This window comes from Roseovarius sp., assembly GCF_030373445.1.
Lineage (GTDB): Bacteria > Pseudomonadota > Alphaproteobacteria > Rhodobacterales > Rhodobacteraceae > Roseovarius.
Map to the genome: position 1 here is coordinate 1 of NZ_JAUCYU010000001.1, position 20191 is coordinate 20191.

Below are 20191 nucleotides of genomic sequence, written 5' to 3' on the forward strand. Positions count from 1 at the left end.
GAAGCCGCCGTCGACACCGCCTATTACTGCGAATGGATCACCGTCTACGACTACTACGGCAACTGGGTCACCGTCTGGCAGTGCTACTGAGCTCCAAAACCTCACAAAGAAAAAGGCCCGCCAAAAAGGCGGGCCTTCTGCGTTTCCGACGGAAGTGCCGCCCTTCCACGTAAGACTTGAAACCAAGCCGCGGCTGTGGCTGTCTTGAAAAAAGAGAAGGGTCGCGCGCGACATGGCGACTGTGTTCCTGAGCCACGCAACCAAGGACGACGCCCTGACCGGCGACCTTTTGCGGTGGCTGCACGAGAACGGCTTTCGCGATACTTTCGTCGACCATCTCGACATCCTCGGCGGCGACAACTGGACCGACCGGCTCCGCGACCAGGCTGCGGCCTGCCGGGTGGTGATCTGCGTGCTGACGGAAAACTGGCTCAACTCCTCGGACTGCTTCAACGAGTTCCAGGCGGCCTGGTACATGGGCAAGAGCATCCTGCCGCTGTTCTTCGTCGACATCGACGCGCCGGGAACGGGCGAGCCCGCGCGGCGGTTGGGCCGGGTGCTCGCGGAAACGCAGGGGATCGACCTGCGCGGCGCACTGGCCCCCAATGCCACGATCGACCTGTCCCGCGACCCCGACACCGCCGACCTGCTGGCGCGCAGCCTGCGGGCCTTCGGCGCACAATCCGAGATCGGCCTCGACCCGACGGCCTTCTCCGTCGACCAGGCTGCGCGGCCCACGCCCTTCCCCGGCCTCGTCTCATTCGGTGACCGGGATGCGGACGCGGCAATCTTCTACGGCCGCTCCCGCGAGATCGCCGAGGCGATCGAGGAGCTGCGCTCGATGCGGGCCAATGCCGACCGGCGGCCGCTGGCCATCCTCGGCGTATCGGGGGCGGGCAAATCCTCTTTCCTCAAGGCCGGGGTCATTCCGCGATTGAGGCGCGAGCCGCGCTCGTGGCTGCCGCTGCGGGTGTTCCGGCCGGGCATCGACGCGCTCGACGGGTTTGCACGTGCCATCTCGCAAACGCTGGCCGATCACGGCGCGGCCGAGGCGCCGGGAGAGATCCGCGAGCGCTTGAAGGACGCGCTGGCAGAGGACGCCAGCCCCGACGCGCTGGCCGCGGTGCTCGACCTCCTCTCCGAGAAACTCCGCACCGCCGCCGGCTCGCCCGGCGCGACGATCCTCATCAGCGTCGACCAGGTCGAGGAGCTGCTGCGCGACGACAGCCCGGCCGCCGCAAAGCTCATTGCCTGCCTCGCTGCCGTCAGCAAGGGGCCCCGCGGCTGGATGACTGCGTTGACCATCCGCGCCGACCGCCTGCCCGATCTGCAGGCGCATCCGGGTTTCGGCCAGCTCAAGACACGCGGCTACGACCTGCGCCAGATGCCGCCTTTCCGGTTCAGCGACGTGATGGAACAACCCGCCGCCCGCTACGGCGTGCGCCTTGCGCCCGAGCTTGTCGACGCGCTGATGGACGACGCCCCCGAGCGTGACGCGCTTCCGCTGCTGGCCTTCGCGCTGCAGCGGCTGTGGGACCAGTTCAGCGCCGACAAGGAATTGCTGCTCGAGGATTACCAGCGGCTTGGCCGTCTTTCAGGCCTGCTGCGCGACGCCGCGGAACGGGCGTTGGCGGGCGTGGCGCCGGGAGAAGACACTGGCCCGCCGCCCGGGCAGCCGAAGGATCGCGCGGCGCTTGCCGAAACCTGCTTCATCCCGGCCCTTGTCGATGTCGATGCCGATGGCAAGGCCACCCGGCGCACCGCCGTGTGGGCCGGGTTTACCCCCGAGGAACAGGCGCTTCTGCGCCAGTTCGAGGCGTGGCGCCTCATCGTCCGCCGGGGTGTGGGCGAGGATGCCACGGTCGAGGTTGCGCATGAGGCGCTGTTCCGGGAATGGGACCGGATGCAGGCCTGGCTCGAGCCGGAAATCGCCCGCATCGGCACCCTGCGCGCCGTCGCCGACGCCGCCCGCGCATGGGATCAGTCCGGCCGCAATACCAGCCTTCTGACCCATCGCGGCCAGCGCCTTGCCGACGCGCGCGCCCTGTTGGCCAACCCCCGCTACCGCGACCGGCTGGGCGCCGCCGACCGGGCGTATCTGGCCGCCTGCACGCGGCTGCGGCGCCGGGGCATCCTGACCACCTCCATTGCCGCGGGCGTGGCCGTGGCGGCGGTCGGGCTCGGCGTCTGGTCGTGGCAGCAATCCGAACGCCGCATGCTGGCCGAGCGCGAGGCCGGCTTCGACGAACGCGTCGCCGCCGCCATGCAGGCGCAGGATATCAGCACGCTGGAAAGCTTCACCTATTACATCCTGCAGGACCCCTATGCCCGTACCCGCGAGGACCGCTTCGCCATCCTGCGCCGGGTGCTGAGTTCCGCGCAGACAACGGTCGACCCCGAATACGCCATCGCCGATTTCGCGCTCGAGGCGCTCGATGCGCCGGAGAGCAGCCTTTACGAACTGGAATATTCCTCGGAACGCGGCGTCGACGCAGAGCTGTTCCCGATCCTCTGGCGCCCGCGCGCCGACCGGATCGCCGGGGAATGGGGCCTGCCGGTGCCGGGCTTCCTGCAACTGGTCGAGAACCCGGCCTTCCCGCCCCGCCGAGTGGTGATCCGCCGTGCGGGGGAGGTGGTGTTCGACGCCATGCTGCCCGAGACCGACGGGCGCCATATCCTCGACGCCTCGAAACTCGACAGCGGTGACCTGAAGGCATTCTTCGAGGCCAACCGCGCCAGCTTCGCCCCCGCCGAGGCGGTGACCGGCTCGCCAGATCACTACTACGTGCCTGACTGGAGCGTTCCGATCTGGAACGCGGGCCGCGACCGCGAGGCGGGCAGCCGCGTGCTGCCGCCCGGCGCGGATTTCACCTTGCTCCTCGGCAATCTCATCGTCGCCGACCCGCAGATCGTGCTCGACACGGCGGCGGTCGACTATTTCTTCCGCCGCTTCCCCGAGGCCTATGACATCACCGTCAACGAATACCTCGCCATCCGCGGGCCGCATGTGCGCGAGGACATGCTGGCCTGGCTCGACGCGGGGCATTCGCTCGACGACATGCTGTTCAGCCTCGGCCTGATCGCCAGCCACGGCCCCGGCGCGCGCGATATCGACATGGCCGCCGCGCATGAGGGGGCGGGCTGGCAGGCGGGGCTCTACATGCACGGGCCCATCCGCCGGACGCGCGAGGTGGCGGCGCTGAGCGAGGAGAACGACCCCTTCGCCGCGGGCAGCTTCGGGCAATCTGCCTACAGCCGCCCCTCGGCCCCCGCCTCGATCGCGCCAGACCGGAGCGAGCGGGTCACGCTTCGCACCGCCGAGCCGGAGGATGGCGTCACCAGCGCCGGTCGCGAGGCGACCGATCCGCTGACCGCCCCGGTGCGCCTGCTGCTGCCCACCCCCGACGCCAGCCAGCCCTTCGAGGCCTGGCACCCCGTAACCCAGGCCATCTACCGCGACCGAACCCTGCAACTCTCCGACGCCTTCCTCGACACGCGCGACGCCGCGCTGGAAAGACTCAGGCGGAAAACCGGGCTGGTGACGCTCGACATCGCCATGCGCTCGGATGCGCGGCTGGGGCCGGGGGACGTGGCGGTTGAAGTCCTCGATAGCGACTGGACCGAGCCCCTCACCCCCGACACCGACGACCCCGCCGCCACCATCGACGCCGTATTCCGGGCGCTGGAAACCCGCGTGTTGTCAGACCCGGCGCGCTTCGTCTTTCCGCATGACATGGCCGGCTACCTCGACAGCGCCGCGCAGGGCCGCAAGCGCTGGGCACTGGAGACCTTTGCCCATACCGACCTGATGCAGCTCGTGGCCGGGCTTGTCCGGCATGAAACGTCCGGCGCGCGCCCGGACGGCGCCGATGCCGCCCACCTGCCGCGGTTCGACTGGCTGCTGGGCGCGCTGGTCTTCTCCGTCGCGGCCCACGGGGTAGCGGATGGCGAGGCACACCTCGCCCTGTGGCGCGAACTCTCGGACCGGGCGGCGCGGACCGACCCCTCCGCCGCGCCGGGCAACGCTGCCGTCGCCGATGGCGTCGCGCATCTTCTCGCCGATGACATCCCCGCCGCCAATGCCGCCTTCGAACGCGCCATCACGCAGGACGCCGAAACCGCCCGCGACAGCTTCCTTACCGCCTATGCCGACGCCGCCCCTGCCATGCTGGCCGACCGCCTGCGCGACGACTGCCGCACCCCCACCCGGCCCGACCTCGGCCAGCTCGGCATTCAGCAGCTTGACCTCGTGCTCGACACGTCCCTGCCCCCCGACGACAGTACCCGCTTCGGCCTCTGCCGCCTCGCCGCGCAGCACAAGGCCGGCATGCGCGACTGGCTCGATGCTGCGATCTCCTATGCCGCCACGCTCCGTGCCGAGGACGACCTCGACCCGGAAGAGGCCGTCTGGCTTGGCCGCACCATCTGGCAGCGGCACGATCCCCTCTCGGAAACCCCCGGCGCACTGGCTGTCGGCGAGCGCTTCCTGCAAGGCGGCCTCTCCCGCATCGACGACCCCGCGCGCACCGATACGCTCGGGCAGGCACTGGCCACCGATTGCTATTACCGCATCGACACCCGCCCCTGCATGCGCCGGGTATTGGCGCTGGCCGAACAGGCCGGCAAACCCGAGACCGGCCTCTTTGCCGCCGAGGCGCTGGCCGCATCCAGTGACCCGGCCGACCGCCAGCGCGTCACCGCCATGCTCGACCTCTTCCAAGCGGCGCGAGGCCTGGCACCCGACTACGCCGGGCCGAAGGCCGACTGGTACGCCGCCTATGTCAGCTTCCTGCGTGGCCTCGTGGCCCAGGCAGCAGGAGACGGCGATGCCAAAGCCCACCTGAACCGCGCCATGGGCCACCCCGCTTTCCGCTTCGCCGTCCTGCCGGCGCTGACCCAGGTCACCGCGGCGCAGGATGGCCCCGACGCCGCCAGCGCGCTCATCGAAGACGCCCTGTCGGCCGCCGACGTGGCCTCGGTCGACCCCGCCAACCTCGCCAACCTGCACGCCCTGCATCTGGCGCAGGCCATCGAGGCGGGCGATGGCGAGGGTTTGCTGCCCGACATGGTCGCCCTCCCCCGCGACACCGACTGCCTGCAGGCCTATGCCGGCCCCTGTGCCGCCCCGTGGCTCTGGCGCGCCGCAGCCCAGGTCCTCTACCGTTACCAGGACTGGCAGACCGTCGCCCGCACCGTCACCGACCGCGTCGATCACCCCTATGCCAAGCTGGTGGCGCTGATGCTCTACGCGCAGGGAGGCGACCTGGCCGGCGCGCCTACCCTCCTTCGGCGAAACTGGCAGCGGGTCGACCCCGCCACGTGGGACAGGCGGCTCGACCTCGAAGACGCCGACGTCTGGCGCGAGGTCCTGCTCGCCGCCGCGCTGGGGGAAGAGGTGGAAGGCTACCGGCTGGATCACCTGATAGGCGTCCTGCAGGACCCCGCGCAGTTCGACGGCCACGCCCTGTCGAAGATCGGCCTCCCCAGCGAGGAACTGCTGACCGAGGCGCTGTTCTACGCCGCCATGCGGGACATCGCGCAGGGCCGCACCGAGGATGGCCTGGCCCTCCTCCGCCAGACGCGCGAGACGGGCTATACACCGGCACTTGAACACGCCTATGCCAAGCGGTTCCTTGTCCAGTTGGAACAGGCCGAGCGCTAAGGCGTCTCAGCCGATGGGCACGAGGTGATTGTCCCACGCGCAGTCGTGCCCGGCGAGGTCGCGCGTCACGCCGTTGTCGGCCAGCATACGCCCCTCGCCGGTCGTGAACACGAAACCGTCCACCCCCGGCGCCGCGCCGCAAATGTCGCGCTGGTCCAATCGCCGGATCACCCGGCCTTCGGCATCGGTGACCACCGCCATCCCGCCGCGCGGGCCGGTGACGGCGATCTCCTCTCCGCTGCCGGAAAACGCCACGCTGCCGAGATAGCCTTGCAGGTCGTATTCCGCGCCCGGCCCGAACCCGTGAAACGCCAGCGGCCCGCCCATCCGATGCGTCGCAAGTAGCGGCGGCACCTCCGTCATCGCCCCCTGCCACTGGCAGGCGATCGCCACCAGCCCGTCCCCTCGCACCGTGATATGGCGCATGGAATTCTTGTGCCACGACGTGGGCGGTTCCGCCTGATCCAGCAGCGTCCCATCGAAGGCCAGGTGGCTCAGGTTCGGCCGCATCGTCGGGATGTTCAGCTTCTGGCGCCCGGCATCCGGGTGCGTCTCGATCCCGCCATTGGCGACAACCAGCGCCTCGCCATCCGGCATCAACCGAAGCTCGTGCGGCCCGACCCCGCCCGAGGGAAAGGCCCCCAACCGCGCGAACCCGCCCGCCGCATCCCAGATGCCTATCATCCCGCGACCGGTCTCATAATCATTCTCGGTGGTGAACAGCATCGCCCCATCCGCCGAGAACGCCCCGTGCCCGTAGAAATGAAACCCCTCCGGCGTATCGAGCCGCCGCACCGTTTCCCCGGTCACGCAATCGATCACCAGCGCGAAATGCCCCGGCCGCCGGGCGAAGGCCACAGCCAATGGCCGGCTGGGATGAGCCGCCGCCGCATGGCCGCGCCCCGGCAGCGGAATCTCGAACAGCCGCTCTCCGGTCGCGCTGAGCCCGATGAGCGCGAACGCACCCGAGGGCACCTTTGCCGCGGCGAGAAAGGCCGGGCTGCCCGCATCGGCCCAGCTTGCGCAGGGGGCCAGCCCCGAAGCCATCAACCCGGCAAGGAATCCGCGGCGCGTCGGCATGGCGTCAGTCTCCGTCCATCGAATTGAACCCCGCCGAGACGCCCAGCGCCGGGCCAAGCTCGCCCTGCACCACCTCTCGCACCTCCTGCAGGTCGGTCTGCAGCGATTCCACCCGGAACCGGCCTGTCGGTTCGGCCACCGAGGCGAAGACCGGGTCGCCGAGGGCGTCGGCGCTGTCGTGGAAATCCTCCAGTTCCGCCTTCAGCCTGGCCTGCAACGTCGCATCGTCCGCCGCCAGCCGCACCGCCAGCCCGCCAGCACCGCGCACGGCCGCCTGCAACAATTGCAGGCTCAACCCCGAACGATACGCTTCGGCCCAGTTCGGGCGGGGCCGCTCGAACGTGCCCAAAGGCCGGCCAAGCCGCATGTCCGAGGCGAATTCAAGCCCGGTGCTGGCCGACTTGTAGAGCACCTGCAAGACCTCGTCCTCGGTCCGGTAGGGGCTGTCGGCGCCCGGCTCGGTCAGCATCGGCGCAAAACCCTCCCACGCCTCGGCCAGCTCGCCGGTCGTGCCGTGGATATCCGCCACGATCGTCCGAACCAGCGCACAGCGATATTCCGGCGTGCCGATCTCCGCCAGGTCTTTCTCGTGCATGAGGAAATCAAGCGCATAGAACCCGCGCACCGCGATGGACATGTCGGCATAGGTCTCCGGCGCAAGCAGATCCTCGTTGCCATCCGCCAGCATCTTGCGGATCGCGCTCGCTGTTCGCCCCCGTGGATCAGGCCAATAGGCCAACGCGAAGGCGCGGTTCTCCTCTTCCGACGGGCCGAAACGCAAGTGGCTGACCCTTGCCCAGGCCAGGAACGCGGCGGCATAGCTGTCGTGCAGGCCCGGGTGGGTACAGTCCTGCCCCGCCACCTCGACCAACCGCGCGGCCGCCTGTTCCAGTTCGGCGAAGCCACCGACGATCTCCTCCTCGACGATGCCGCGGATCATGCCGGCCCGGTCCTGCGCCGGCGCGGCCAGCGGCAGGGCGATCAGCAAGGCGGCAAGGACGTGTTTCATCACAGGCTCTCCAGAAATTCGATCAGCGCGGCGCGGTCGTCCGGGGACATCTCCACCACCGCATCCCGCTGCGCCTGCGCCTCTCCGCCATGCCACAGGATGGCCTCCAGAAGCGACCGCGCCCGCCCGTCATGCAGGAAATACGTGTGCCCCGAAACGCGCTCGGTCATCCCCACGCCCCAAAGCGGCGCGGTCCGCCATTCCCGGCCGGTCGCCCGCGCTTCGGGCCGATTATCGGCGAGCCCCTCGCCCATGTCGTGCAGCAGCATGTCAGTATAAGGCCAGATGAGCTGGAAGCTCTGCTCCGGCTGATCCTCCAGCCGGTGCGTGACAAAGGCCGGCGTGTGGCATGACGTGCAGCCGGTGTCGTAGAACAGTTTCTTGCCGCGCAGGACCATCGGATCGGACACATCCCGACGCGCGGGCACGGCAAGATTGCGGCTGTAGAAGGTCACTAGCCCCAGCCCCTCGCCATCGATCTCGTGCAGCCGGTCATCCCCGTCGCCATGCGGCCCGGCGCGGCAGTCCGCCTGCGCCTCTGTGCATTCGCCCCACGGGTCGGGGAACAGCGGGTTGGAAATCCCGATATCCCCGGCAAAGGCCGAGGCCGTCTGGTGCCGGATCGTCGGCGCGCCGGCCTTGTGCCCGAACCGGCCCAGCATCGGCATATCGAATTCCAGCGACCAGATGATGTTTGGCCGCCCGGAAATGCCGTCGCCATCTGCATCGCCCGGGTCGGCCCTCTCCATGATGTCCGCCGCCGGGATCGCCTCGAGCAAACCCAGCCCGATCATCTGCGGCGCCACCCGGGGGCTCAGCATCGCCCCGGGGTGGAGCGGGCCATAGCCCAGGTCGGCCGCCTCGTAAGTGGGCACCCGCAGGCTTGCCGTCTCGCCGCCCGACAAGGCCACCTCGCGCTCCTCGTAGGTCACCTTCAGCCGGTACTCGGCCTTGTGCCCCGGCAGGCTGAAATCCTGCAACTGCGCGCCATAGGTCGGCTCCGGCCTGGTCGAGATGTAATCCTCGATCTCCGCCATCGCCTGTTCCTCGCCCCCGGGGATCGAGACGCGCAGGAACATCGACACCGCCGAATCCTCCGGCCCTTCCGGCGGATGGCCGCGCCCGTCTTTCAGGTGGCACCGCTGGCAGGACCGCGCGTTGAACAGCGGCCCCAGCCCGTCGGAGGCCAGCGTCGAAGACGGCGACGAGACCCATAGTTTCCGGAAAAGCCCGTTGCCAACCTTGAAATCAAGCTCGGCGGCAAACGGCATGTTGCCCGAAGGCTGGGAAAACGCATCCGGATTGTCGCGCGGGCGCACCGTGGCGGCCCCGGCCGACATCTCCTCGAATGCCTGCGCCTTCGAGAAATCCTCCGGCGCCGCCAGGGCTTTGGCGATCCGGTCCAGTTCGGCACCGGTGCGTGGCACGACCCGCAAATGCGGCTCGTCCAGCACACCCGCCAGCGCGGCGGTCCCGCCTGTCAGAACGGCAAAGCCGGCAACCGTAAGCCGGCGAAGATGCGAAGGACGTCTCATAGGTGTCTGTCCCGGGTCTGCGATGGTGTCGCGCGGGGGCTCACCATCTCAATACGAGCATTTCTGTCAGGTATCAAATCCCGAAACGGTTTCAAAATGCCGCAGCCCCGGGCGCAAACCCGGGGCTGCACGCTGCGCACCTGAAACCCGTCACCCTACTGGAACACGGCCCCGGGATTATCCAGACTGTCGGATCCCTCGAACTCGATCCCGTCGAGCCCCAGCGCCGAAACCACCCGCTCGATCGAGCGGGTCTGGTCGATCAGCGCGTCGACCCCGCCCATCACCAGCGCCTCGCCCTTGTCGTTGCCGGCCTCGAGCATCTGGTCATAGGTGAACCCGGCCTCGGCCGCGGTCTTGATCTGGCCAAGCTCCCGCATCATCACCGACAGCTTGGCCTGCATCTCGGCATCGAGCGCCTCGTCGGTCTCGGCCACCATGTCCGACAGCGATGCACCGCTCACCACCGTGCCATCGGTGCGCACGTACTCACCCAGGTACACGTTCTGAATGCCCAGCCCGTCATAGTAATGGCTGTTATGGGTGTTGTCCGAGAAGCAGTCATGCTCTTCCTCGGGATCGTTCAGCATCAGGCCAAGCCGCATCCGCTCGCCCGCCTGCTCGCCGTAGGACAGCGAGCCCATGCCGGTCAGGATCGCCGACAGACCGGCATTTTCATCTTCCATCAGCGCCGCGCGGGCCTCACCACCCTCCTGCCATTGCGCGGTGATCCATTCGAGGTCCGAAACCAGCAGATCGGTTGCCGCCGTCAGGTAGGCGCCCCGGCGGTCGCAATGCCCATTCGTGCACTCGTCGCCTGCCGCGTAATCCGTCCAGGGCCGCTCGCCCGCGCCCGGTTCATGGCCGTTCAGGTCCTGCCCCCAAAGCAGGAACTCGATGGCGTGGTAGCCCGTGGCCACGTTCGCCTCGACCCCGTCCGCCTCGTGCAGCGAGCCTTCCAGCAGCTCTGGCGTGATCTCCGACGCATCGACTTCCTCGCCCGACAGGGTGAAGCTTTCGTTCGCCACCACGTTCAGTGCCGCCAGCTCGTTGGCATCCGACGGCCCGCCATAGCTGGCATCGACATAGTCGATCAGCCCCTCGTCGAGCGGCCAGGCGTTCACCTTGCCCTCCCAGTCATCGACGATAGCGTTGCCGAACCGATAGACCTCGGTCTGCTGGTAGGGCACCCGCGCGGCCAGCCACGCCTCTTTCGCCGTGTTCAGTGCCTCGGCAGACGGGTCGGACACCAACGCGCTGACAGCCTCCTGAAGCCGCTTGGCGGTGGTCAGGCTGTCCTCGTACTTGGCCGCCGCGATGTCGGCGTAATTCGCGAGGACATCGGCCTTTGCGGTCTCGGCCGCGGCAAAACCGGCTTGGCCGAGCGCGAGGGCAAGGGCCAGCGCACTTGTGCTTGGCTTGGGTAGGGTCATGGGAACTGTCTCCTCCTTTTTGGGCTACTTGTTCAGGATCAGCTTGCCCGAGCGGGTGATCCGCAAGGTGTAGACCTGGTCCTGGTGGCAGATGAACGCGAGCTTTCCGTCGCGGGTCAGGTCGTTGGCGAAATAGGCGGGGGTGACGGCCTCGGGCACGTCATCGGTCGCCTGCGGAACCGCGCGCGCATCCTTGGGAAGGCCGGGAAAATTGACTGACATGGGCCGCTCCGGCTGGTCTGGTTACGGTCTGGACGCGCAGCCCATGCGCCGGCGGGCCCGATGCGGGAGCGCGCGAGAAATGGCAGTTCCGGAATCACCGGCCTGGCTGTCGCCAAGAACTTGAGTTGTTTTGTCGGATTTGTCAAACCGTCGCCGCGCCAGCCGGTTATGTTATAAAACCTTCATTTGAGAGTTCCGAAGCCGCGTGGTTGTTTATCGCCACACCCCGCCGGGCCCCCGCCCGGCCTCCCAACATTTGACTTCTTCGGAGACCGACGATGAAATCCTATACTTCCATCGCCGCGCTTGCAGCGTCGCTGGCCTTTGCCGCCTCGCCCGTGCTTGCGCAGACCGAGATCAATTTCTGGCACGCCATGGGCGGCGCCCTCGGCGAGAAGGTCGAAGAAATCGCCGCCGATTTCAACGAGATGCAGGACGAGTACAAGATCGTCCCCACCTACAAGGGCAACTACACCGAGAACATGACCGCCGCCATCGCCGCCTTCCGCGCGGGCGAGCAGCCGCATGTCGTGCAGGTCTTCGAGGTCGGCACCGCCACCATGATGGCGGCGCAAGGCGCCGTGAAGCCGGTCTACGAGGTGATGGGCAACGCCGATATCGAGTGGGATGCCGACGCCTACCTGCCGGCCGTGAAATCCTACTACACCACGCCCGAGGGCGACCTGCTCTCGCTGCCCTTCAACTCCTCGACCCCTGTGATGTGGTACAACAAGGACATGCTCGACGCCGCCGGCGTCGAAGAAGTGCCCCAGACCTGGGACGCGATGTTCGAAGCCGCCGAGAAACTGAAAGCCAACAACGCCGATTGCGCCTTTTCCTTCGGCTGGCAGTCGTGGGTGATGGTCGAAAACTACCTCGCCTGGCATGACCAGCCGATCGGCACCCAGCAGAACGGCTTCGCCGGCACCGACACCGAGTTCGTCTTCAACGAAAGCTCCGACCTCACCGAACTGCTGCAGCGCATCGCCGACAGCCAGGCTGACGGCATGTTCAAGTACGGCGGCCGCCGCGGCGACTCCCTCCCGCTCTTCACCACCGGCGAATGCGCCATGTGGATGAACTCGTCGGCCTATTACGCCGGCATCTCCGAGCAGGCGGAATTCGAATTCGGCCAGGCCATGCTGCCGGTGAACACCGCGGCCCGCGACGAGGCCCAGAACTCGATCATCGGCGGCGCCACCCTCTGGGTGCTCGAAGGCCATGACGACGCCGAATACCAGGGCGTCGCCGAGTTCTTCAACTACATGTCCACGCCCGAAGTGCAGGCCGACTGGCACCAGTCCTCGGGCTACGTGCCGATCACCACGGCGGCCTATGAACTCTCGCAGGAACAGGGCTTCTACGACGAATTCCCCGGCACCGACACCGCGATCAAGCAGCTTTCGCTGAACGAGCCGACCGAGAATTCCCGCGGCATCCGCTTCGGCAATTTCGTCCAGATCCGCGACATCATCAACGAAGAGCTCGAAGCCCTCTGGGCCGGCGACCAGACCGCGAACGAGGCGCTCGACAAGGCCGCCGACCGCGGCAACCAACTGCTGCGCGAGTTCCAGGACACCAACAGCTGATCCCAACCGATCGGCCACACGAAAGCGGCCCGGCGCGCCCGGGCCGCTTTCCGCACGATCAAAGACCGGAGCCCCGCATTGCGCGCCAAGAGAGTCACCTTCCGGCACCGCTGGCTGCCCTACGCGCTGATCGCGCCGCAGATCCTCATCACAATCGTCTTCTTCCTCTGGCCCGCCAGCCAGGCGATCTACCAGTCGCTTCTGCGACAGGACGCCTTCGGCCTGCGCACCGAGTTCGTCGGCCTCAAGAACTTCGCCCGCCTCTTCGCCGACCCGCGCTACCTCGACAGTTTCATCACCACGATCGTTTTCAGTACGCTGGTCACCGCCCTGTCCATGCTGATCGCGCTGGTCCTCGCCGTCATGGCCGACCGCGTCCTGCGCGGCGCGCTCACCTATAGGACGCTGCTGATCTGGCCCTACGCCGTGGCCCCGGCGGTGGCGGGCGTGCTCTGGTGGTTCCTCTTCAACCCCACCATCGGCATCATCGCCTACGCGCTCGATGGGCTGGGCTATGACTGGAGCCACTATGTCAGCGGCACTGACGCCATGGCCCTCATCGTCATCGCCGCCGCGTGGCGGCAGGTCAGCTACAATTTCCTCTTCTTCCTCGCCGGCCTTCAGGCCATCCCCCGCTCCCTCACCGAAGCCGCCGCCATCGACGGCGCAGGCCCGGTCAAACGCTTCTTGACCATCCAGCTTCCGCTCCTGTCGCCCACCGTCTTCTTCCTGCTGGTCGTGAACCTCGTCTACGCCTTCTTCGAGACCTTCGGCGTCGTCCACGCCACCACCAGCGGCGGGCCCGGCAACGCCACCAACATCCTTGTCTACAAGGTCTGGCGAGACGCCTTCGAGGGGCTGAACCTCGGCTCCTCGGCCGCGCAATCGGTGGTGCTGATGGTCATCGTCATCGCCCTCACGGCGATCCAGTTCCGCTATATCGAACGCCGGGTGGAATACTGAGATGGTCGAGAACCGCCCCGTCCTCAACATCGTCCAGCACGGCCTGCTGATCCTCGGCGCCGCGCTCTTCGTCTTCCCGATCTACGTGGCCTTCATCGCCTCGACCCACACGGCACGCGAGGTCGGCAGCGGCATCCCCCTCCTGCCCGGCGGCGAGTTCCTCACCAACTACGCGCAAGTACTCGGCGAAGGCCTTTCCTCCGTCGGCGCCCCGCCCATCGGCCTGATGCTCTTCAACTCGGCTGTCATGGCCATCGCCATCACCGCCGGCAAGGTCGCCATTTCGCTGCTCTCGGCCTTCGCCATCGTCTATTTCCGCTTCCCCTTCCGCGTGCTGGCCTTCTGGACGATATTCATCACCCTGATGCTGCCGGTCGAGGTGCGCATCCTGCCCACCTATGAGGTCGTGGCCCAGCTCGGCATGCTCAATTCCTATGCCGGGCTCTCCATCCCCCTCATCGCGTCGGCCACCGCCACCTTCCTCTTCCGGCAATTCTTCATGACCGTCCCCGACGAGCTGACCGAGGCCGCCCGCGTCGACGGTGCCGGCCCGCTGAAATTCTTCCGCGACATCCTGATCCCGCTCAGCCGCACCAACCTCGCCGCCCTGTCGGTGATCCTCTTCATCTACGGCTGGAACCAGTATCTCTGGCCGCTCCTCGTGACCACGGATGAAAGCTATTACACCGTCGTCATGGGCATCCAGCGCATGGCCAACGCGGGCGAGGAACAGCCACTCTGGAACCTGATCATGGCCACCGCCATCCTCGCCATGCTGCCGCCCGTGATGGTCATCATCGGTATGCAGCGCCTCTTCGTGCGCGGCCTCGTCGAAACCGAGAAGTAAGAACAATGTCAGACATCGCCATCGAACACGTCCGCAAGGTCTATCCCGGTGGGGTCGAGGTCATCCCCGACCTCTCCCTTTCCATCGCGGCGGGCGAACTTTGCGTGCTGGTCGGCCCCTCGGGCTGCGGCAAGTCCACCCTCCTGCGCATGGTCGCCGGCCTCGAAACCGTCACCGGCGGCGAGATCCGCATCGGCGGCCGCCGCGTGAACGAGCTCGAACCGGTCGAGCGCGACATCTCCATGGTTTTCCAGAACTACGCGCTCTACCCGCACATGACCGTCTACGACAACATGGCCTACGGCCTGCGCAACCGGGGCGAGCCGAAGGACCGGATCGATGCCGCCGTCCGCGACGCCGCGCAAACCCTCGGTCTGTCGGACTTCCTCGACCGCAAGCCCCGCCAGCTCTCCGGCGGCCAGCGCCAGCGCGTCGCCATGGGCCGCGCCATCGTCCGCGACCCCACCGCGTTTCTCTTCGACGAACCGCTATCGAACCTCGACGCCAAGCTGCGGGTGAAGACGCGCGTGGAAATCCGGGCCCTGCAACAGCGCCTCGGCACCACCTCGATCTACGTCACCCATGACCAGCTCGAGGCGATGACGCTCGCCGACAAGCTGGTCATCATGAACGCCGGCCGGATCGAACAGGCCGGCCCGCCGCTCGAAATCTACGAAAACCCCGCCACCACCTTCGTCGCGGGCTTCATCGGTTCGCCGCCGATGAACGTCCTGCCCGGCACCGCCACCGGCGAGGGCGTCATGCTCGAGACCGGCCACGTCCTCTCGCCCGACCGCCCCGCCATCGGCCCGGTCACCATCGGCATCCGCCCTGAACACCTCGTGCCTACACCCAGCGGCCCCCTGCCCTTGAAGGTGCAGGTCGTCGAACGCCTCGGCGCCACGGCCAATGTGCATGGCGTCCTGAAGGGCACCGGAACCGAACTTGTTGCCAGCGTTACCGGTCCCGACATTCCCAAACCGGGCGATACCCTGCCACTCGCACCGCACCCCGGCGCCCTGCATTTCTTCTCCACCGAGACGGGGCAGCGGCTGGGATAGACCGCCCCCTCACATATCCACGATCGCGTAATACTTCCGAAGCGGCACGTCGCATTTCCAGCTGCACACCGTGCCCTTTGGAATGAACAGGAACTCCCCCGGGCCGAACCTATGCTCCGTGCCGTCCTCCTCGGTGATAATTGCTTCCCCTTCGAGGATCTGGCACATCTCGTGCACCGAGAACGGCCCCATCTCCGTCTCGAACGGCGTCGTCTCCCACATGCCGACGAACATCGTGCCGTCATCGTTGGTGAAAGCCGGCGCATCGCGCTGCTCGCCACCGCCAAGCGACTCCGCCTCCGGCGCCAGCTTTTCCTCCAGCGCCACCGGGTCCATCACCACGACGCCGCCCTTGGCGCTGTCGATCTCCGGCACGGCCTTCTTCTCGTCATGCAGCAACAGGAAGAACTTGCGCAAGAACGGCGCCTCCTGGGTCCAGCTCACCGGAATGCCGTTGCGCACGGCAAAGGATTGCCCGGTCTCGACCGGAACGGTCTCGCCGTCGCTCACCATGTCCAGCCGCCCTTCCAGCAGGTACATGAACTCGTCCCCCGGATAGGGGCCCGGCTTCTCGGTCATGCCCGTCGTCGTCCAGACGCCGACCGTCAGCCCGATCGACTCGTCGGAAAAATACGCGTGGATCGTCTGCTCCGGCACGTCCGAGCCCGGCGCGAACCCCGCCGGGTCCACCTCCATCGGCTGAAGCCCGTTGCCCACCGGGCCGTTCGGTTCAAATCGTATCACGCCTGTCTTCGTCATCCTTCAACCTCTCCATGTTGCCGCCGAAACCGTCACCCGGCCCGGCGCTTCGTTTGCCATTCGGCCCTCGTGATCGAGAACCCGTAACAGTCGCAATCATAAGCACGGCGCACCCCGTCATGCCGCAGCCCGCATTTCGTCAGGACATGCTGCGAGGCCGCATTCCCGGGGTCGGTCGTGGCCTTGATCTCGTCAAGGGTGGTGCTCTCGAAGGCGAATTCCAGCAGGCGCGAACAGGCCTCGGTCGCAAATCCCTGCCCCCATGCGTCAGGCACCAGCACATAGCCCACCTCTATCTCGGCCTCCGGGTAACGCTCCGGCACGACCAGCGACCAGTCGGTATCATCAAGCTCCACCGGCAGCGGCAACAGGATCGACGTGCCGATCTTCTCGCCCGTGTCCTTCCGTGTCACCGTCCAGATCCCGATGCGCCCGCCGGCCCCCCGCCGCGTGATCACCGGCATCTCCTCTGCCAACTCCTCTTCCGAGAAGGTGTCGCAGATGAATCGCACCACCTCCGGGTCGGTGAACAGCCGAACCGACAGCGCCAGGTCGTCGGCATCGCCAGCCAGCGGGCGCAGGGTGAGACGGGGCGTCTCCAGCACCAACTCGGCGGGAGAAAGCGGTACGATAGCGCACGAAGTTGCGCCCGATTCACCCATCTGCCAGCGGTCCCCGGCGCGCGGGGCAGGCACCGCAATTGGTGGAGAAACTTTGTTTCACGGTCACCAGGGGGACCTTGTAAGTCATTGTCATATCTTGCATTTCTTACTCACCTCCCAACTGCCCAATCATTGTGCAACCCGGGGCATCGGCGCGACGATAGCCGAATATTGTATTGACTCGCAGTCCAAAGCAACTCATCCATTGAATGAGTATTCAATTGATTTCGGCCCCAACCGGTCGCGACCAAGGGGATGCCGCTACAACAAAAAAGACCCGAATGCGCCGCACAATGCGCGAATGGGACAGAAAACAAAATCCAGACGACGGCCGCCAACAGGCCGACAAACAGGGAGATCACCACATGGATGTCTTGGACCAACTCGGTTCGATGCGCGAAGGCAAGATGAGCCGCCGCGCCTTCACGAAATCACTGCTCGCCGCCGGCGTCGCCGTCACCGCGGTACCGATGGGCGGCCGCAAGGCGATGGCCGCGGCCGAAGACCAGGCAACCTATTTCACCTGGGGCGGCTACGACATTCCCGAACTCTTCGGCGAATATCAGGAAAAGCACGGCGAACTACCCAACTTCTCGGTTTTCGGCAGTTCCGAGGAAGCCCTGACCAAGATGCGCGGCGGGTTCGTCGTCGACGTCTCGCACCCCTGCAACCAGGCCCTGCCGCGCTGGAAGGCCAGCGAACTCTTCCAGCCGGTCGACCCGACGCGGCTTTCCCACTGGGGCGACGTGATGCCGGAACTGGTCAGCCTCGAAGGCAACGATGCCGGCGACGGCAAGCTGTGGATGGTGCCGTTCGACTGGGGGCAGACATCTATCACCTACCGCACCGACCTGATCGATGTGGAGGAAGAGAGCTGGGACATGCTCTGGAACGAGGAATACAAGGGCAAGCTGGGCAGCCTCGCCGCCGGGGCCGACGCCTGGTGGATCGGCGCGATCAAGGCAGGTGTTTCGTTCGAAGAGATCGACACCCCCGAAGCCTTCGAGAAAATCGCCGCCGTCATGCGCGAGCAGCGCCCGCTGATCCGCACCTATACCGACGACACCACCACGCTGGAACAGGCCCTGGCCTCGGGCGAGCTTGTGGCTGCAATGACGTGGAACAGCTCGGCCGCCCTGCTGAAAGCCGAAGGCGTCGAAGTGAAGTTCGCCGATCCGAAGGAAGGCGCACTGACATGGGTCTGCGGCGTGATGATCCACAAGGACGCCTCGAAGGTCGACCGCGCCTATGACGTCATCGACTCGCTGCTCAGCGTCGAGACCGGCAAGTTCATGATCGGTGATTACGGCTACGGCCACTCCAACGCCAAGTCGTTCGACGAGTTCACCGCCGAAGAGCTCGCCGAGCTGGGGCTCAGCAAGACGCCCGCCGACATCCTGCAGGCCGGTCACTTCCAGACCCCGCAGACGCAGGAATGGGAAACCAAGATGAGCTCGATGTTCGAAGAGATCAAAGCCGGCTTCTAAGCCGGTTTGACCGGGGTCCGCGCCGCGCATCCCCGGCGCGGACCAACTTCGACAGCTGCGCCGGCCGGCCCTTCGCGGCCGGCCCGGGCCCCGGTGCCCGGCCGGCGCGCCAACATGGCGGATTTCCTTTCCATGAGCGACCAATCCCTAAGCGCCTCCACGTCAGACCCCGACAGTCCCGCGCGACGCGCCGGCTGGTTCGAGCGGCTGATCTACCGGTCCGAGGCGGCCCGCGGCTTCAGCCTTCTCGCCCCGACGCTGATCTTCCTGTTGACGGTCATCCTGGTGCCCTTCGCCATCCTGATCATCATGAGCCTCTGGACAGCGGTTGGCTTCGACTTCGACACCACGCCCACCATCAAGAACTACCAGCAGGTCTTCGAACGCCCGATCTACCTGGCGCTGCTTGGGCGGTCCATCTACATCTCGGCCATCGCAACCGTCGCCACGGTCGTCCTGTGCTACCCGATGGCCTACTACGTGGCCTTCCACGTGCATCGGAACAAGATGATGTGGATCGTGCTGATGACCCTGCCCTTCTGGACTAGCTACCTGCTGCGCGTCTTCGCTTGGAAGGTGGTGCTGGGCTACGAGGGCGTCATCAACTCGGCGCTCATCAACGTCGGGCTGATCGACGAACCGCTTGGCTTCCTGCTCTACAGCCAGGAGGCGGTGATCATCACCCTCGCCCATGCCTGGGCGGCCTTCGCCATCCTGCCGATCTACGTTTCACTCGAAAAGATCGACCGCTCCCTGCTCGAGGCCGCGACCGACCTGGGCGACGGGCCGGCGATGCGCTTCATCCGCATCACCCTGCCGCTGTCGCTGCCCGGCGTCATCGCCGCGAGCCTTCTCATCTTCATCCCGACGACGGGCGACTACATCACCCCGGCGCTGCTGGGCGGGCCTGACGGGGCGATGATCGGCAACCTCATCCAGAAGATGTTCGGCCCCATCAACAACTGGCCGATGGGGGCCACGCTCTCGATCGTGCTGATGATCATCATCGCGCTGATCTGCCTTGTTTACGTCTTCATCATGCTCCTGGTGCGGAGGAAAATCTCATGAGCACCGGCTCCTACATCCGCAAACGCAGCCGCCCGCTGCAGGTCTACGCGATCATCTTCATCATCGTGCTCTACGTGCCGGTGCTGTTCATCCCGCTCTTCAGCTTCAACGACTCGATCTACGTACGCTTCCCGCTCGAGGGGTTCACCCTGAAATGGTATGTCGAGCTGTTCCAGCGGGATGCGGTCTGGAATTCGCTGATGAACAGCGTCCGGGTCGGGGTGGCCGTCTCGGTCATTTCCACCCTCTTCGGCATCTTCGCGGCCAAGGCCATCGCCCGCTATCGCTTTCCCGGGCGCGGGCCGCTCGTTGGCTTCATCATGCTTCCGCTGGTGGTGCCGCTGATCATCTTCGGCGTGGCGCTCCTCGTGCTGCTCAGCCGGCTGGGCATCCCCCTCTCGCTCTGGACAGTCGGGCTCGGGCACCTGATCGTCTGCATGCCCTTCTCGATCGCCACCCTTCTGCCAAGGTTCGAAGGCTTCGAACCGGCGCTCGAGGAAGCCTCGGCCGACCTGGGCGAGAACGCGCTCTGGACCTTCTGGCGCGTCACCCTGCCGATGATCTTCCCGGGCGTCGTGGCCAGCCTGATGCTGACCTTCACCGTCTCCTTCGACGAGTTCATCATGGCCTTCTTCCTCAACGGCACGCAGCCCACCCTGCCCATCTACATCTGGGGCCAGCTGCGCTTCCCGCAGGAATTCCCCTCGGTGCTGGCGCTGTCCTCCTTCGTCATCGCCGCCTCCTTCGTGATCGTCTTCATCGGTCTCTGGATCAACCGCGGCGCCCACGCCGGCACGATAAAGGTAGAATAATC

At 66.6% G+C, this 20191-nt stretch carries 15 protein-coding genes; 8 read left to right on the plus strand and 7 right to left on the minus strand.

The window, feature by feature from the left end:
- Positions 1-232 precede the first annotated feature (232 nt).
- Positions 233-5662, plus strand: coding sequence for a toll/interleukin-1 receptor domain-containing protein (locus tag QUV18_RS00005; RefSeq protein WP_300891150.1), 5430 nt, complete (start codon positions 233-235; stop codon positions 5660-5662).
- Between the two features lie 6 nt (positions 5663-5668).
- Here the strand turns inward: QUV18_RS00005 and QUV18_RS00010 are convergent, their stop codons facing one another.
- The 5 genes from QUV18_RS00010 to QUV18_RS00030 all read right to left on the minus strand — a co-directional run bounded on the left by QUV18_RS00010 (position 5669) and on the right by QUV18_RS00030 (position 10941).
- On the minus strand, positions 5669-6742 hold the full coding sequence (locus QUV18_RS00010; protein ID WP_300891152.1) for a DUF1513 domain-containing protein: 1074 nt from the start codon (positions 6740-6742) through the stop codon (positions 5669-5671).
- Between the two features lie 4 nt (positions 6743-6746).
- The gene (locus QUV18_RS00015; RefSeq protein ID WP_300891154.1) at positions 6747-7751 is read right to left on the minus strand and encodes an imelysin family protein; all 1005 of its coding nucleotides are present in this window, start codon (positions 7749-7751) and stop codon (positions 6747-6749) included.
- Positions 7751-9286: a di-heme oxidoredictase family protein gene (locus tag QUV18_RS00020; RefSeq protein WP_300891156.1), complete on the minus strand. Its 1536-nt coding sequence runs from the start codon at positions 9284-9286 to the stop codon at positions 7751-7753. The genes QUV18_RS00015 and QUV18_RS00020 overlap by 1 nt, the downstream gene beginning before the upstream one ends.
- Before the next feature lie 155 nt (positions 9287-9441).
- On the minus strand, positions 9442-10719 hold the full coding sequence (locus tag QUV18_RS00025; protein ID WP_300891158.1) for an imelysin family protein: 1278 nt from the start codon (positions 10717-10719) through the stop codon (positions 9442-9444).
- A 24-nt stretch (positions 10720-10743) separates the two neighbouring features.
- A complete protein-coding gene (locus QUV18_RS00030; protein WP_300891160.1) occupies positions 10744-10941 on the minus strand; it encodes a hemin uptake protein HemP in 198 nt (65 codons plus the stop codon).
- A gap of 278 nt (positions 10942-11219) precedes the next feature.
- On the opposite strand from QUV18_RS00030, the gene ugpB reads away from it, so the two are divergent.
- The 4 genes from ugpB (at position 11220) to ugpC (ending at position 15401) form a co-directional block, all read left to right on the plus strand.
- The gene (gene ugpB / locus QUV18_RS00035) at positions 11220-12530 is read left to right on the plus strand and encodes a sn-glycerol-3-phosphate ABC transporter substrate-binding protein UgpB (RefSeq protein ID WP_300891161.1); all 1311 of its coding nucleotides are present in this window, start codon (positions 11220-11222) and stop codon (positions 12528-12530) included.
- A 78-nt stretch (positions 12531-12608) separates the two neighbouring features.
- Positions 12609-13493 carry a sn-glycerol-3-phosphate ABC transporter permease UgpA gene (gene ugpA, locus QUV18_RS00040; RefSeq protein ID WP_300891163.1) on the plus strand — a complete coding sequence of 295 codons (885 nt, stop codon included), beginning with the start codon at positions 12609-12611 and terminating at the stop codon, positions 13491-13493.
- A gap of 1 nt (position 13494) precedes the next feature.
- Entirely contained in the window at positions 13495-14340 is an 846-nt protein-coding gene (gene ugpE, locus QUV18_RS00045) for a sn-glycerol-3-phosphate ABC transporter permease UgpE (protein WP_300891164.1), read from the plus strand.
- A gap of 5 nt (positions 14341-14345) precedes the next feature.
- Complete coding sequence (gene ugpC / locus QUV18_RS00050; protein WP_300891165.1) at positions 14346-15401, plus strand: sn-glycerol-3-phosphate ABC transporter ATP-binding protein UgpC; 1056 nt, start codon at positions 14346-14348, stop codon at positions 15399-15401.
- Positions 15402-15410: 9 nt separating this feature from the next.
- Here ugpC and QUV18_RS00055 read toward each other — a convergent pair whose 3' ends face one another.
- Both QUV18_RS00055 and QUV18_RS00060 read right to left on the minus strand, forming a co-directional pair.
- Complete coding sequence (locus tag QUV18_RS00055) at positions 15411-16160, minus strand: cupin domain-containing protein (RefSeq protein WP_300891166.1); 750 nt, start codon at positions 16158-16160, stop codon at positions 15411-15413.
- Between the two features lie 32 nt (positions 16161-16192).
- Positions 16193-16765: a GNAT family N-acetyltransferase gene (locus QUV18_RS00060; RefSeq protein WP_300891167.1), complete on the minus strand. Its 573-nt coding sequence runs from the start codon at positions 16763-16765 to the stop codon at positions 16193-16195.
- Positions 16766-17187: 422 nt separating this feature from the next.
- Here QUV18_RS00060 and QUV18_RS00065 point away from each other — a divergent pair, with 422 nt between their 5' ends.
- The 3 genes from QUV18_RS00065 (at position 17188) to QUV18_RS00075 (ending at position 20189) form a co-directional block, all read left to right on the plus strand.
- Complete coding sequence (locus tag QUV18_RS00065; RefSeq protein ID WP_300891168.1) at positions 17188-18309, plus strand: extracellular solute-binding protein; 1122 nt, start codon at positions 17188-17190, stop codon at positions 18307-18309.
- 132 nt (positions 18310-18441) lie between these two features.
- On the plus strand, positions 18442-19377 hold the full coding sequence (locus QUV18_RS00070; RefSeq protein WP_300891169.1) for an ABC transporter permease: 936 nt from the start codon (positions 18442-18444) through the stop codon (positions 19375-19377).
- Positions 19374-20189, plus strand: coding sequence for an ABC transporter permease (locus QUV18_RS00075; protein ID WP_300891171.1), 816 nt, complete (start codon positions 19374-19376; stop codon positions 20187-20189). The genes QUV18_RS00070 and QUV18_RS00075 overlap by 4 nt, the downstream gene beginning before the upstream one ends.
- Positions 20190-20191 lie beyond the last annotated feature (2 nt).

Coding starts and splice junctions, on each gene's coding strand:
- QUV18_RS00005 (WP_300891150.1), top strand. CDS start 233: ATGGCGACTGTGTTCCTGAGCCACGCAACCAAGGACGACGCCCTGACC.
- QUV18_RS00010 (WP_300891152.1), bottom strand. CDS start 6,742: ATGCCGACGCGCCGCGGATTCCTTGCCGGGTTGATGGCTTCGGGGCTG.
- QUV18_RS00015 (WP_300891154.1), bottom strand. CDS start 7,751: ATGAAACACGTCCTTGCCGCCTTGCTGATCGCCCTGCCGCTGGCCGCG.
- QUV18_RS00020 (WP_300891156.1), bottom strand. CDS start 9,286: ATGAGACGTCCTTCGCATCTTCGCCGGCTTACGGTTGCCGGCTTTGCC.
- QUV18_RS00025 (WP_300891158.1), bottom strand. CDS start 10,719: ATGACCCTACCCAAGCCAAGCACAAGTGCGCTGGCCCTTGCCCTCGCG.
- QUV18_RS00030 (WP_300891160.1), bottom strand. CDS start 10,941: ATGTCAGTCAATTTTCCCGGCCTTCCCAAGGATGCGCGCGCGGTTCCG.
- ugpB (WP_300891161.1), top strand. CDS start 11,220: ATGAAATCCTATACTTCCATCGCCGCGCTTGCAGCGTCGCTGGCCTTT.
- ugpE (WP_300891164.1), top strand. CDS start 13,495: ATGGTCGAGAACCGCCCCGTCCTCAACATCGTCCAGCACGGCCTGCTG.
- ugpC (WP_300891165.1), top strand. CDS start 14,346: ATGTCAGACATCGCCATCGAACACGTCCGCAAGGTCTATCCCGGTGGG.
- QUV18_RS00055 (WP_300891166.1), bottom strand. CDS start 16,160: ATGACGAAGACAGGCGTGATACGATTTGAACCGAACGGCCCGGTGGGC.
- QUV18_RS00065 (WP_300891168.1), top strand. CDS start 17,188: ATGGATGTCTTGGACCAACTCGGTTCGATGCGCGAAGGCAAGATGAGC.
- QUV18_RS00070 (WP_300891169.1), top strand. CDS start 18,442: ATGAGCGACCAATCCCTAAGCGCCTCCACGTCAGACCCCGACAGTCCC.
- QUV18_RS00075 (WP_300891171.1), top strand. CDS start 19,374: ATGAGCACCGGCTCCTACATCCGCAAACGCAGCCGCCCGCTGCAGGTC.